This window comes from Chryseobacterium sp. JAH (genome assembly GCF_001507335.1).
Lineage (GTDB): Bacteria > Bacteroidota > Bacteroidia > Flavobacteriales > Weeksellaceae > Chryseobacterium.
The window spans coordinates 367,766-380,376 of record NZ_LMAH01000003.1 but is presented as its reverse complement, the minus strand read 5'-3'; the positions used below and the strand labels follow the sequence as shown (position 1 = coordinate 380,376).

The window sequence follows — 12,611 nt, the reverse complement described above, 5'->3', positions numbered from 1 at the left end:
CAAAATAATTTCATCTACTTTTGAACCGTTAGATTGTAAGTATAAATTTGTACATACAAAAACATGAAGAATCATCGATTGTAAGAGATCTTTAATAAATATTATCTACTCATGAAACGTAAAGAAATAATCGCACTATTCTGGATCTCGATGGGAACATCGCTCTTCTTTTTTTTCGCCTTTACCGATGAAAAAACGGTGGAGAACTTTATGCTCAACTTGCTGATTTCGTTTATGTATTCATTCGTTTTAGGTGTAGGAAACGGACTGATAAATAATTTTCTCAATAAAAGATTTCCCTGGTCTGAAGCAACAACTAAACGTGCGGTAATCAGCATTATTTCGATATTGATTGCCAATATCATCTTAGTGTATTTCTGCAACTACATGAATTTTGTCGTTTTTCAGAAAGGGGTTTCTACGGAAGAATATTTTTCGGGAAGATATAATTTCATCAATTGGTTTACGATCAATATTGCATTACTGATTTCCACGTTTCTCCATGCAAAAGGTTTTATGGAAGAGCTCAAAAAGACTTCCAGAAAAGAAGTGGTGGAGCAGAAATTGATTGCAAAATCTGCCAATGCGCAGTTTGAAAGTCTTAAAAACCAACTTGATCCGCATTTTCTTTTTAATTCTTTAAATGTTTTGAGCTCTTTGATTGACGAAAACCCACATCAGGCTCAGAAGTTTACAGCCTCAATGTCGAAGATTTACAGATATGTTCTGGAGCAGAAAGATAAAGAATTGGTAACCGTAGAAGATGAGATTGAATTTGCGAAAACCTACTGCCAATTGTTGAAAACTCGTTTTGAAGACAGTGTAGATTTTGAATTCAATGTGAAAGAAGAAGATTTGAGGCGATTTGTGGTTCCACTGTCTTTACAGCTGCTTTTGGAAAACTGTATCAAACACAATTTTGCAACTTCCTCAAAACCATTATTGATCAAGGTTTTCTCTGAGAACGATACGCTGTGCATCGAAAATAATCTGCAGGTGAGAGAGCAGATGAAAGAAAGCGCAGGAATTGGTCTGGCGAATATCGTTCAGCGGTATTCTTTACTGACGAAAAAGAATGTTTTTATTGAAAAATCTGAAGATTATTTTAAAGTAAAATTACCCGTTCTTTCAGAAAAACCGAATATTGTGATTCCAGTTATTGATACTGAAGACAAAGCTTATGAAAGAGCACAGAAACGAGTAAAGGAGATCAAAGGTTTTTATGGAAATTTGATATCCTACTGTATTGTCATTCCATTTTTGGTGATTTTAAATTTAATTACTAACCCGAAAAGTTTTTGGTTTTACTGGCCAATGCTGGGTTGGGGAATGGGGGTCGCCGCACACGGAATGAGTGTTTTCACAATAGGAAAAGGCTGGGAAGAAAAGAAAATCAGAGAAATTTTAGAAAAAGAAAATAAACGCTATGGAAAATAATAAAGAACAAGATATCCGTTACCGTGAGGCGGAAAAAAGAATGAAAAAAATTAAAGGTTTTTACATTCATGCAATTGTATATGTTTTTGTGAACCTCTTCATCGTAGCCTCAAAAGCAATCGACAGAGAGAATGGAGAAAATTTTTGGGACTGGGATATATTCACACTGCCTTTATTTTGGGGAATTGGATTGGCAGCGCACGGATTGAGTGTTTTTCTGCCGACTTTTATTCTCGGGAAAGACTGGGAGGAAAAGAAAATTAAAGAATTAATGGATAAAAATAAATAGTTCGTTTCTAATTTTTTTTAAAAAAATAAAGTCCTGATTCTGTTGAGTCGGGATTTTTGCTGTTCAGTTGTCAAAAATTACGGTTCAGTCATATTAAGTTGAATAGAGTGTGTATTCTGAGCTAAATTTGACTCAAGAAAACAAACAAAATCTAATTTAAAATTAAAGATCATGGAAAATTTATCATTCAACAAAGAAAATCTAGCGTACGACAGAGCCGCTAAAAGAGTAAAAGAATTAAAAGGGTTTTATGGAAATCTTACTTCATATTGTCTTGTAATTCCTTTTTTATTGATCATCAATCTTTTGACATCGCCAAGCGAATTGTGGTTTTATTGGCCGATGTTAGGCTGGGGAATCGGGCTTGCCGCTCATGCCGCTAATGTTTTCGGAATTGGTAAAGATTGGGAAGAAAAGAAAATACAGCAGTTGATGGAGGAAGAAAGAAGAAAAACAAAATCATTATAATTTAAAATTTTCATTTAAAACTATTAATCATGAGATACCATCAGGCATACAAAAGAGTACAGCAGTTAAAAAAATTCTACAAAAACCTTCTATGGTTCGGAATTGTCTCTGTCATTATATCGATCAGGAATTTTTACCGAACAGAAGATTTGGAAAGATCTATTTTTAGTGGATCGATTATTCTGACAATTTGGGGAATTATTTTAATAGTAAAAGCTGTAAAACTATTTGTAATAGACGACAAATGGGAAACCCGAATCTATGAGGAGGAGTTGAAAAAAACTAAAAAACCGATTGATTTTTAGAAAAACCTCTTACTTTTTCTCTATTTTTATTTTTTAAATTATTCAGGATTCAAAAACCAAAATTTCATGATCAGAACTGTTATCATCGAAGACGAAAAACCCGCAGCAAGAAGATTAGAACGGATGTTGAGCTTATTTCCTGAAATTGAGCTTGTTGCTAATATAGATTCTGTGGAAGAAGGGGTTAATTGGTTTGCAAATAATGACCACCCACAGCTTATTTTTTCGGATATTGTTTTGGGGGACGGCCTGTCATTTGACATTTTTGAGACAATTCCCAGCAAGTCATTTATTATTTATACGACGGCTTTTGATCAATATACTTTAAAAGCATTTAAGCTGAACAGCATAGATTATCTTTTAAAACCAATTTTAGAAGAAGATCTTTCGGGTGCTATTGAGAAATTTAAATCTTTTCTGCCCGATGAAAGCTCTGGGAATGTGCAGGAAATTAAGCAGTTGATCAAAAAAGATAAAACGACACTGTCGAGAATCTTGGTGAAAATTGGATATAATTTGAAGATTGTACAGACCCATGAGGTGAGTTGTTTTTACAGTGAAAACAAAATTGTATACCTTCAGACATCAGAGCGCAGTTTCCCTACAGATTTCACTTTAGATGAGCTGGAAGAGGTTCTGGACGAAAAAAAGTTTTTCAGGGTAAACCGACAGTTTATTATCAATTCGGATAACATAAAAAACATCCACACTTCCCCCAATTATAAGGTAGAACTCAATTTTCAGCCAGCCGAAGAAATTACAGTCAGTCGCGATCGTGTAAAAGATTTTAAAGATTGGTTGGTTGGAAACTAAAGCTTGGGTTCTTCTCTTTTATAAATACAATCACTAAACTGCTTCTAAGACCAGCTTGTTTTTCATTTATTTGTAAGCAATTCTGTTAGCTTCAGTATCTTCAAGCTGTTTGATGATTGAAGCTGGAATTTCGTCACTGTCGATTGGGAAACTGATAGAATCAGGAATAAAGGTTCTTCTGTCGCTGACCTTTTGAAATATCTCAAAAAGAGCAATTGGCTCTTGATTAAAACTAATACACGTGCTTATAAAATGCAGTTCATAGAGCTTATATTCTGGATTTTTAATTTTCTCTTTGATATCTTTTATCCTTGAGATAAAATGTCTCTGGCGAATAAACGTATTGCTGTTCATAATGATAAATACGTAATCAGAATAGGCTGTCACTTTACCAAAATATTTATGCTGATCTCCACCGCTTCTTTCGATAAAATATTCTCCGGATGTTTCAGACTTATAAATTTCCATGGCAGAACGCCAGATTCGGTCATCTTTTGCCTGAAGCTGATTATCGGGTAGATTTCGGTTATAAGAATACCAGCAGCCCACTAAACGATCCAGGAGCAATGTGTTTTGTTTGGTATTATTCATGTCAATTCTCAAATCATTAAAATTAAAAGCTTCTGTGTTCGAATTAATAAAATCAATATAATTTGAGTAACCCAGAACTTTCACAATAAGACTGAGTTTGGCAAGATTTGGTTTGCTGAGAACAGAATTTTCGTTTTGATTAAATTTCTTTAATTTGTTGATAATCAAATGTTCATAAAGATAATTTGATCCCAAGCTATCTGCTTTTTTCTTAATTTTTTTTTCTTCAGTATCATTCACGATCAGCTCATTGAGTTCGTCAACGATGTAGGACCATTCTGTTTTTGAAACATCCTCCCAGCGGTTTTTCTTTAAAAAATGAAGGCTTAGATAATTCATCAGTTTTTCTAGATGTAAAATGTCTTCTTTTTTCATTGCTTACTATTTTGTAAGACTAATTTAAGATTTTTTTAATTCTAAAAAAGATTTTTATGGGACTTTTATATTTTCTAATCGAATGAAATTTGAGTAGAAAAAGAAAAGACAAAAACAAAATGAAAACAACAAATGTATTAAGAAATGAAAATCTTTGGCAAAGAATTCAAGGGTTTTCAATTGACGCAGAGAATGTGGCATTCCCATTCTCAAAAAAACTTGCAAAACAAGAAAACTGGACACCTGAATTTACTGAGAAAGCAATTGAAGAGTACAAAAAATTTGTATATCTCTGCTGCATCTCACCAAATGGCGCATCACCAAGTGAAATTGTGGACAAAGTTTGGCATCTGCATCTTATTTACACTCAAAACTACTGGGAAGATTTTTGTCCGAACATACTTAAAAGAAATCTTCATCATCATCCATCAAACGGCGGAACAGCAGAGGTGAGCAAACACAAAAGCTGGTTTACAGAAACTTTAGAAAACTACCGTGAAGTATTTTCTTACAAAGCGCCTGAAGAAATCTGGAAAAATCAAAATCGAAAATCTAAAAATTTCTGGTTTCGGAGTTTAAGATTGTTTCCTGTCGCTTCAATTTTACTTGTGTTAGGTTCGTGTTCTGATCATGTTTCAAATGTTTTGATCACCATCTTTGTGGTAATCTTTACCTCCTTTCTCCTGATTTACATTATTGGAAGAGTTTTTGAGGAAGGAATATCTAAAAACAAAGAAAATAATGTAAGCAATAACAATGGTGAAAGTGGAAGTAGTTGTCGTGGAGGAAGTTCAAGCTGCAGTGGTGGCTCGAGTTGCGGAAGCGGCTGCGGTGGCGGAGGTTGTGGCGGATGTGGAAGTTAAAAGATGATCGGAATGAAAAGCATAATATTTCATTTAGTTCCGGTAGCTGTGAGTATGATTTGGCTCATCAGTTACAATAATACTTGCAATGTGATTGCGTTAAAAGGTCCTGATTTTTTAAAGTTTTATATGCTTCTTTTGACAGGATTTTATCTCTCGGTTTATGCCCTGAAATTTTTAAATAAAGCCCTTTCAAAAACCACTTTTTATTTTTTGATGACTATTTTCATTTTAGGAATTGTAAAATTAATGAGAGGATTGTATTTAGGAAAACCGATTGGATATTTACTAATTATTTTAATCATTGAAAGTGTTGTTATTCTGTTTTATAGGTTCACTTACTTCAATCAAAAATTCAAATAATTTAATTTAAAATTTTTCAAACAAAAAATCCGAAACAAAAGATGCTTCGGATTATTTTTTTACAGATCTAATGATTATTAGGATGACTTAGCGCCATATTTTCTTACCGTATAATATGTTATAATGACCAGAATAAGACTTAATGTTAAATGAGATTTTTCCGGATGTACTATCGCTTGATAAAGGTTGTATCCGAACACTGCGGAAACAATTAAGATCAATAGGTTGTTTGTGTACGAATACTGGTTTTTTAAAAAAGTTTTCATAATAATATATTTGATTGTTATTTACATAGTAAGTATAACAAGTTCAAAGATGTTACACAAAAAAGTCCGGAAAGATTATTTCCAGACTTAATGTTCGTAATTAAATATCTGGCACAAATTATTTCATCAAACTGATATTAGTTAAACCGCCGTCTGAAAGTATTTCTGTGCCAACGATAAAAGAAGATTCATCCGAAGCCAGAAATACAGCGGCATTTCCAATGTCAGAAGGAAGTCCTTGTCGCCCGACGGGTGTGATATCAATCCACAACTGTTTTACCTGATCCAAATGTTCTTGAGGCACCATTTTTCCAAAGACGGGCGTGTCAATAGAGCCTGGCGAAAGTGTATTGACTCTAATTTTTCGGGGTAATAAATCGAGAGACAAGCCTTTGGCCAACGAAATAATCGCTGCTTTTGCTGCAGAATAGATTGCCATTCCCGGAGCTGCACGATGGGCTGCACTCGATCCGATTAGGATCACTGAAGCTCCGTCGTTGAGGTAAGGAAGTGCTTTTTGCACGGTAAAATAAGAACTTTTTAAATTTAATTCCATGTATCCGTCGTAGCTTTCTTCAGTAACTTCGTCAATAGTACCCATCGCAACACCGTCAACCACACCACCTGCGTTTACTACCAGAATATCAATTTTTCCAAATTTCTCAGCCGTCTGCTTAAAAGTATTTTCTAAACTATCAAAATTGGTAACATCTCCTGAAATGCCGATAAATTGTGCACCCAAAGCATCTACAGAATGACTTAATGTTTTCTCATTTCTCCCTGTGATGGTACCGACTGCACCTTCATTTTTAAAAGCTTCAGCGATTCCAAAACCTATTCCGCTGTTTCCACCAGTAATTACCGCTACTTTGTTGTTTAATCTGTTCATTTTAATTAAATTTTATAATCCATAAATTCCACCCGAAACCGCAATTTGCTCACCTGTAATCCATCCAGCATCGTCGGAGGCAAGAAACACAGCGACTTTTGCAATATCTTCAGGTTGTCCGCTTCGTCCCAGTGGAGTAGTAGAAATCAATTTTGTTTCAAATTCACTGCCGATAAAACCTGCGTTGCGAGAACCCTCTGTTTCTACAACACCCGGTAAAATAGAATTGATGCGAATATTTCTGCCCGAAAACTCTTTAGATAGAGCGATGGTGAAAGCGTCCAATGCCGTTTTTGTTGCAGAATATACAGAACCTGTTGCCAAAGGTGATCTGCTCACTCCTGAACTGATATTGATAATGTTTCCTCCTTTTTCACCAAATAATTTCAGAGCCGACTGAATCGTAAAAATAGACCCCAAAACATTGATGTTAAATTGCTGGTGGAAAGTTTCTGGCGACACCTGTTCGATAGGTTCGTAGTTGTAAATTCCGGCGTTGTTTACCAAAATATCCAAGGTGCTGAAAGCTTTTTTTGTTTCTTCAAAAATCCTGATGACATCTGCTTCATTAGAAACATCTCCTTGTACAGCTATTGCTTTTCCGCCATTTTTGATAATCTCATCAACAACCTTATCAGCATCGTCTTTACTTGATGCATAGTTAACGACAACTTTTGCGCCTTCTGCTGCAAAATGTTTTGCAATGGAAGCTCCTATTCCTTTTGAAGCTCCTGTAATGACAGCTACTTTATTTTTTAATTTACTCATTATTTTATTTGTTTTAAAAACTTGAGCAAAATTATCACATTGAGATTTATTTTGGTAACTTTGTAACGAAAAGTAACCGTAACCACGGAGTAACGCAGTAACATAAAAGTAACTGGTATGAATTGTAAACCGCTTATAAAAGAAGAACATAAGAAAGAAATGATGGCCGTTCAGGACTCAATGGATGTATTGAGCGGAAAATGGAAAATAGCCATTATTTCGTCAGTGTGTTTTTATAACAAAAGAAGATTCTCGGATATCTTGAACGATGTGGTGGGTATTTCAAACAAGATGTTGAGTAAAGAATTAAAAGACTTGGAAATCAATAAATTAATAAAGAGAACTGTTTTAGATACTCAGCCGATAACTGTTCAGTATGAACTGACATCACATGGTAAATCGCTGAAAACAATTATCAATCATCTTACAGAATGGGGAATTGCACACAGGAGAGAAATTATTGGAAACGCTTCTGAAACGCAAAGAAATGCTGAATCACAGGAAACAGTAACCGCAGAATAATCTCAAGAGATTCAAAAAGAAAAAAGACCTTTAGAAAAGGTCTTTTATATGTTTACGAAATTACTCCACTTCCAATCAATTCATCTTCCAAATACCAGGATGCAAATTGTCCTTCTGCAATAGCTGATTGAGGATTTTCAAATTCCATATAGAATGCATTTTCAAACTGATGAATTGTCGCTTTCTGAAGTTCCTGTCTGTAACGGAATCTTCCGAGAACCTCCATTGATTCTCCGTTTTTTAATCTTAAATCTTCTCGAACCCAATGAAGTTCTGAATTGTCAATTTTCAAAGCTTTTTTATGTAAACCAGGGAAACTGTGACCTTCACCCACAAAAATAATGTTGTTCTCCATATCTCTCGACACGATAAAACAGCTTTCTTTGTGTCCGCCGATTCCTAGTCCTTTACTTTGTCCGATTGTGAAAAATTGAGCGCCCTGATGTTTGCCAATGACTTTTCCGTCATCTTTTTTATAATTGATTTTTTTGCTTAAAAATTCAAGCTCTTCTTCTTTAGACGAAAATGTTGGAATTTCTTCAGAAAACAAAGGAGAATCTTTAAAAATCTCTACAATTTCACCTTCTTTCGCAATCAATTGCTGTTGTAAAAACTGAGGCAAACTTACTTTTCCGATAAAACATAATCCCTGAGAATCTTTTTTATCAGCAGTAACTAAGCCAATTTCTTTGGCAATTTCTCTTACTTCAGGCTTCGTCAGTTCACCAATCGGAAATAAAGCTTTAGACAATTGATCCTGATTCAGCTGACATAAAAAGTAAGACTGGTCTTTATTGTTGTCTTTTCCTGCCAAAAGGTGAAAGATTTCCTTTCCGTTTTCATCAAAAGTAGAATCTACTCTTGCGTAATGTCCGGTTGCCACTTTGTCTGCACCTAAAGACATTGCGGTCTTCATAAAAACGTCAAATTTTACTTCTCTGTTGCACAAAACATCAGGATTCGGTGTTCTTCCTTTCTGATATTCATCAAACATATAATCAACGATTCTTTCCTTGTAGAGATCGCTCATATCGATTACCTGAAAAGGAATTCCCAATTTCTGGGCTACCATTAAGGCATCATTGCTGTCTTCAATCCATGGGCATTCGTCTTCCAAAGTGACAGATGCATCGTTCCAGTTTCTCATAAATAAAGCCACAACTTCGTGACCTTGTTGTTGCAGCAAATACGCTGTCACACTTGAATCTACACCTCCTGAGAGGCCTACTACTACTTTCATTTATTCAATTTTACGAAACTCTTAACGGGAGTTCTTAGTTGAGCCGCAAAATTACGATAATCCTTTTCACAAAAAAAATGATAATTTTATGCATTGATAAAAACGATTGTATCGCAAAATTGTAATTTGATTTTTTACCAAACAAAAATATTTAATATGAAAAAACTATTTATTTCTTTACTTATCCTTATTTCAGGATTATCATTTTCTCAAATTGCAGCAGGGATTCCAAATTCTGAAACTAATAGATGGACTTTCGGTGGTGGTTTGGGAGTTGGTTTCGGAAGCAATTCTTATTTTAATCTTCAGGTTGCGCCTAGAGTAGGATACCGTTTAACCAATGATTTGGAAGCTGGTTTGATGGGAAGTGTTTCCTGGCAGACTTCAGATTTTTATAAATCTACAATGTTTGGTTTCGGACCATTTATGAATTACTATTTTGCAAGAACTTTCTTTGTAAGCGGAAATCTACAGCATTATTTTGCCAATTATGAAGACAAATTTTATGATTTTAAAGGAAACCAACAGGAAACCGCATTGTATTTAGGAGGCGGCTATATGCAGCAGATCGGAAACAATTCTTTTATGCAGATTGGGTTGATGTATAATGTTTTGTATAAAGAAAATAGCAGTATGTTTTCGGGAGGATTGATTCCGAGCTTGGGTTTTGTGGTTGGACTTTAAAAGTTTCCCACTATTTTGCATCAATTTTCCCAGATGAATACTCATTATATTCAAATATGGTTTGTGAAAATCTGTCGGCGAGATAAAAACAAAAAAGCATCAGGATTCCCCTGATGCTTTCATTATTTATTTAAAAGTTGATTATTAGGACTTTTCAGTTGCCGATTTTTTCGTTTTCTGAGTTTTTCCTTCTAATCCGTCTTTAGCTTCATTTACATCTAAAGTTACGGTCTCTCCTTCAGTTAATTGCTTGTTTACCAACATTTCTGCCAATAAATCTTCAATATACTTCTGGATGGCTCTCTTCAATGGTCTTGCACCGAAATCTTTATCCCATCCTTTTTCAGAAATGAAATCCTTAGCTTCAGTAGTTAAATCTACTTTGTAACCTAATTTTTCAAGTCTAGAATACAGTTTACCTAATTCGATATCGATAATCCTTGAAATATCGTTTCTTTCAAGTGAGTTGAAGATTACAATATCATCAATTCTATTTAGGAATTCCGGAGCAAACGCTTTTTTAAGTGCATTTTCAATAGTGCTTCTGGTTCTGGAATCTGAATTGGTTTTCTTAGCATTGGTACCGAATCCTACACCATCACCGAAGTCTTTGATATCTCTGGTTCCGATGTTTGAAGTAAGAATGATAATGGTATTTCTAAAATCAATTTTTCTTCCTAAACTGTCTGTTACGTGGCCTTCATCTAAGATTTGCAATAAGATATTAAATACATCTGGATGCGCTTTTTCAATCTCATCTAAAAGTACGACTGCATAAGGCTTTCTTCTAACAGCTTCTGTTAATTGCCCACCTTCTTCGTATCCAACGTATCCAGGAGGCGCACCAACCAATCTAGAAACAGCAAATTTCTCCATGTATTCACTCATATCAATTCTGATCAAAGCTTCGTCAGAATCAAAGAGTTCTCTTGCCATTACTTTAGCCAATTCAGTTTTACCAACACCTGTTGTTCCTAAGAAAATAAATGTTCCGATTGGTCTGTTCGGATCTTTCAATCCGGCTCTGTTTCTTTGGATAGCTTTTACTACCTTTTTCACAGCGTCTTCCTGACCGATCACTTTTCCGTTCAGGTTATTATCCATTCCGGCCAGTTTATCCAACTCATTTTTACCGACTTTCGTTACAGGTACTCCGCTCATCATTGATACTACTTCAGCAACACTTTCTTCGGAAACCGTTTCTTTTTTCTCCTTAACGTCTTTATCCCATTGATCCTGAGCAGAATTCAATTCCATCTGCAAACGCTCTTCCTCATCTTTCAGCTTTCTTGCTTCCAAATAATCCTGAGCTTTTACAGCTTTCTGCTTCAGTTCTTTGATGTCTTCGATTTTCTTTTCAAAATCGATGATTTCAGTGGGAACTTTCATGTTTTTGATATAAACACGAGATCCTGCTTCGTCCATCGCATCAATTGCTTTGTCCGGTAAAAATCGGTCTGTAATATATCTTGATGTCAAATTGACACAGGCAAGAATTGCTTCCTCAGTATACACTACATTGTGATGCTCTTCATATTTGTCTTTAATCTGATTCAGAATCTGAATCGTTTCCTCAATATTGGTAGGCTCTACCATTACTTTCTGGAATCTTCGTTCTAAAGCACCATCTTTCTCGATGTACTGACGGTACTCATCAAGAGTTGTAGCACCAATACATTGAATTTCTCCTCTTGCTAAAGCCGGTTTGAACATATTGGAAGCATCTAGACTACCAGTAGAACTTCCTGCGCCAACAATCGTGTGCAACTCATCGATGAATAAAATGACATCACGGTTTTTCTCTAGCTCCGTCATGATGGCTTTCATTCTTTCTTCAAACTGACCACGGTATTTTGTGCCGGCAACCAAACTCGCCAAATCCAAAGTGATTACTCTTTTACCAAAAAGAACTCTAGAAACTTTCTTCTGTTGAATTCTTAAAGCCAAACCTTCAGCGATTGCAGATTTACCCACACCAGGCTCACCAATCAACAACGGATTGTTTTTCTTTCTTCTTGATAAAATTTGCGAAACTCTCTCAATTTCTTTCTCACGACCTATTACAGGGTCTAATTTTCCGTCTCTGGCCAGAGAAGTCAAGTCTCTACCAAAGTTATCCAAAGTTGGAGTTTTACTTTTTGCAGAACCTAAATTTCCTGTAGGCTTTCTCATCTGCTCAAATTCTTCTCTGTCATCATCATCGTCATAAGCCGAGTTTTGAGGGGTCTGACCAGAATTTTTAAGCATAGTTTGGTATTCTCTTGAAACTCCTTCATAGTCAATGTCGTAAGCTCCCAAAATGCTTGAAGTAGGATCCTCATATTTGTATAAAATGCCTAAAAGCAAGTGAACGGTATTAATCTCATTGCTCTTATATTGTCTGCATTCTAATTCCGCACGTTTAATGGAATGGTCTGCCATTTTAGTGAAAGAAATATTGGTAACCTCCTCAGAAATAGGATTTAGACTTGCTGTATTTAAAGTTTCAATTTTTCTTCTGATTTGTGTTAAATCGGCATTAAGCCCTTGAAGGATTTCTTTTGCAGAGTTTTCTGTTTTTATAATACCTAGAAGTAGATGTTCTGTATTAAGAAATTCACTTTTCAGACGCTTAGCTTCATTTTTGCTTTGTTTGAACACTTGGCTCAAACCTTGTGAAAACTTATAATCCATAATTTTGTATCTCAAATTGGAATAGCGATAACATTTATCGTTTATTCTATATCTAAATTACAAAT

15 protein-coding genes are annotated in these 12,611 nt (G+C 35.1%); 9 read left to right on the top strand and 6 right to left on the bottom strand.

Annotation, left to right across the window (positions count from 1 at the left end):
- Positions 1-111: 111 nt before the first annotated feature.
- The 5 genes from AR685_RS08950 (at position 112) to AR685_RS08930 (ending at position 3,312) form a co-directional block, all read left to right on the top strand.
- Positions 112-1,437 carry a 2TM domain-containing protein gene (locus tag AR685_RS08950; RefSeq protein ID WP_059124336.1) on the top strand — a complete coding sequence of 442 codons (1,326 nt, stop codon included), beginning with the start codon at positions 112-114 and terminating at the stop codon, positions 1,435-1,437.
- Complete coding sequence (locus AR685_RS08945; RefSeq protein WP_047443325.1) at positions 1,427-1,726, top strand: 2TM domain-containing protein; 300 nt, start codon at positions 1,427-1,429, stop codon at positions 1,724-1,726. Before AR685_RS08950 ends, AR685_RS08945 begins: the two co-directional genes overlap by 11 nt.
- A 171-nt stretch (positions 1,727-1,897) precedes the next feature.
- Positions 1,898-2,194: a 2TM domain-containing protein gene (locus AR685_RS08940; RefSeq protein ID WP_047443324.1), complete on the top strand. Its 297-nt coding sequence runs from the start codon at positions 1,898-1,900 to the stop codon at positions 2,192-2,194.
- 29 nt (positions 2,195-2,223) lie between these two features.
- Positions 2,224-2,499 (top strand): 2TM domain-containing protein, encoded by a 276-nt coding sequence (locus AR685_RS08935; protein ID WP_047443323.1) that lies wholly within the window; start codon positions 2,224-2,226, stop codon positions 2,497-2,499.
- A 66-nt stretch (positions 2,500-2,565) separates the two neighbouring features.
- The gene (locus AR685_RS08930) at positions 2,566-3,312 is read left to right on the top strand and encodes a LytR/AlgR family response regulator transcription factor (protein WP_047443322.1); all 747 of its coding nucleotides are present in this window, start codon (positions 2,566-2,568) and stop codon (positions 3,310-3,312) included.
- A 66-nt stretch (positions 3,313-3,378) separates the two neighbouring features.
- Here the strand turns inward: AR685_RS08930 and AR685_RS08925 are convergent, their stop codons facing one another.
- On the bottom strand, positions 3,379-4,278 hold the full coding sequence (locus AR685_RS08925) for a hypothetical protein (protein WP_047443321.1): 900 nt from the start codon (positions 4,276-4,278) through the stop codon (positions 3,379-3,381).
- Positions 4,279-4,397: 119 nt separating this feature from the next.
- Between AR685_RS08925 and AR685_RS08920 the strand changes: the two genes are divergently transcribed.
- Both AR685_RS08920 and AR685_RS08915 read left to right on the top strand, forming a co-directional pair.
- Positions 4,398-5,141 carry a glycine-rich domain-containing protein gene (locus AR685_RS08920; protein ID WP_059124552.1) on the top strand — a complete coding sequence of 248 codons (744 nt, stop codon included), beginning with the start codon at positions 4,398-4,400 and terminating at the stop codon, positions 5,139-5,141.
- 12 nt (positions 5,142-5,153) lie between these two features.
- On the top strand, positions 5,154-5,504 hold the full coding sequence (locus tag AR685_RS08915) for a hypothetical protein (RefSeq protein ID WP_047443724.1): 351 nt from the start codon (positions 5,154-5,156) through the stop codon (positions 5,502-5,504).
- A 77-nt stretch (positions 5,505-5,581) separates the two neighbouring features.
- On the opposite strand, the gene AR685_RS17855 is transcribed toward AR685_RS08915, so the two are convergent.
- From AR685_RS17855 to AR685_RS08905, 3 genes are all read right to left on the bottom strand, one after another.
- The gene (locus AR685_RS17855) at positions 5,582-5,770 is read right to left on the bottom strand and encodes a hypothetical protein (protein WP_082002091.1); all 189 of its coding nucleotides are present in this window, start codon (positions 5,768-5,770) and stop codon (positions 5,582-5,584) included.
- Positions 5,771-5,888: 118 nt separating this feature from the next.
- Entirely contained in the window at positions 5,889-6,659 is a 771-nt protein-coding gene (locus AR685_RS08910; protein WP_047443320.1) for an SDR family NAD(P)-dependent oxidoreductase, read from the bottom strand.
- A gap of 12 nt (positions 6,660-6,671) precedes the next feature.
- On the bottom strand, positions 6,672-7,427 hold the full coding sequence (locus AR685_RS08905; RefSeq protein ID WP_059124334.1) for an SDR family NAD(P)-dependent oxidoreductase: 756 nt from the start codon (positions 7,425-7,427) through the stop codon (positions 6,672-6,674).
- A 117-nt stretch (positions 7,428-7,544) separates the two neighbouring features.
- Here AR685_RS08905 and AR685_RS08900 point away from each other — a divergent pair, with 117 nt between their 5' ends.
- On the top strand, positions 7,545-7,949 hold the full coding sequence (locus AR685_RS08900; protein ID WP_052187777.1) for a winged helix-turn-helix transcriptional regulator: 405 nt from the start codon (positions 7,545-7,547) through the stop codon (positions 7,947-7,949).
- A 52-nt stretch (positions 7,950-8,001) separates the two neighbouring features.
- Here AR685_RS08900 and mnmA read toward each other — a convergent pair whose 3' ends face one another.
- Positions 8,002-9,189: a tRNA 2-thiouridine(34) synthase MnmA gene (mnmA, locus tag AR685_RS08895; protein WP_059124333.1), complete on the bottom strand. Its 1,188-nt coding sequence runs from the start codon at positions 9,187-9,189 to the stop codon at positions 8,002-8,004.
- A gap of 156 nt (positions 9,190-9,345) precedes the next feature.
- Here mnmA and AR685_RS08890 point away from each other — a divergent pair, with 156 nt between their 5' ends.
- Positions 9,346-9,873 carry a hypothetical protein gene (locus tag AR685_RS08890; protein WP_047443317.1) on the top strand — a complete coding sequence of 176 codons (528 nt, stop codon included), beginning with the start codon at positions 9,346-9,348 and terminating at the stop codon, positions 9,871-9,873.
- Between the two features lie 144 nt (positions 9,874-10,017).
- Here AR685_RS08890 and AR685_RS08885 read toward each other — a convergent pair whose 3' ends face one another.
- Complete coding sequence (locus tag AR685_RS08885; RefSeq protein ID WP_047443316.1) at positions 10,018-12,546, bottom strand: ATP-dependent Clp protease ATP-binding subunit; 2,529 nt, start codon at positions 12,544-12,546, stop codon at positions 10,018-10,020.
- Positions 12,547-12,611: the final 65 nt, after the last annotated feature.

Excerpts from the sequence above, each read along its gene's own strand:
- AR685_RS08950 (WP_059124336.1), top strand. The coding sequence starts at position 112 with ATGAAACGTAAAGAAATAATCGCACTATTCTGGATCTCGATGGGAACA.
- AR685_RS08945 (WP_047443325.1), top strand. The coding sequence starts at position 1,427 with ATGGAAAATAATAAAGAACAAGATATCCGTTACCGTGAGGCGGAAAAA.
- AR685_RS08940 (WP_047443324.1), top strand. The coding sequence starts at position 1,898 with ATGGAAAATTTATCATTCAACAAAGAAAATCTAGCGTACGACAGAGCC.
- AR685_RS08935 (WP_047443323.1), top strand. The coding sequence starts at position 2,224 with ATGAGATACCATCAGGCATACAAAAGAGTACAGCAGTTAAAAAAATTC.
- AR685_RS08930 (WP_047443322.1), top strand. The coding sequence starts at position 2,566 with ATGATCAGAACTGTTATCATCGAAGACGAAAAACCCGCAGCAAGAAGA.
- AR685_RS08925 (WP_047443321.1), bottom strand. The coding sequence starts at position 4,278 with ATGAAAAAAGAAGACATTTTACATCTAGAAAAACTGATGAATTATCTA.
- AR685_RS08920 (WP_059124552.1), top strand. The coding sequence starts at position 4,398 with ATGAAAACAACAAATGTATTAAGAAATGAAAATCTTTGGCAAAGAATT.
- AR685_RS08915 (WP_047443724.1), top strand. The coding sequence starts at position 5,154 with ATGAAAAGCATAATATTTCATTTAGTTCCGGTAGCTGTGAGTATGATT.
- AR685_RS17855 (WP_082002091.1), bottom strand. The coding sequence starts at position 5,770 with ATGAAAACTTTTTTAAAAAACCAGTATTCGTACACAAACAACCTATTG.
- AR685_RS08910 (WP_047443320.1), bottom strand. The coding sequence starts at position 6,659 with ATGAACAGATTAAACAACAAAGTAGCGGTAATTACTGGTGGAAACAGC.
- AR685_RS08905 (WP_059124334.1), bottom strand. The coding sequence starts at position 7,427 with ATGAGTAAATTAAAAAATAAAGTAGCTGTCATTACAGGAGCTTCAAAA.
- AR685_RS08900 (WP_052187777.1), top strand. The coding sequence starts at position 7,545 with ATGAATTGTAAACCGCTTATAAAAGAAGAACATAAGAAAGAAATGATG.
- mnmA (WP_059124333.1), bottom strand. The coding sequence starts at position 9,189 with ATGAAAGTAGTAGTAGGCCTCTCAGGAGGTGTAGATTCAAGTGTGACA.
- AR685_RS08890 (WP_047443317.1), top strand. The coding sequence starts at position 9,346 with ATGAAAAAACTATTTATTTCTTTACTTATCCTTATTTCAGGATTATCA.
- AR685_RS08885 (WP_047443316.1), bottom strand. The coding sequence starts at position 12,546 with ATGGATTATAAGTTTTCACAAGGTTTGAGCCAAGTGTTCAAACAAAGC.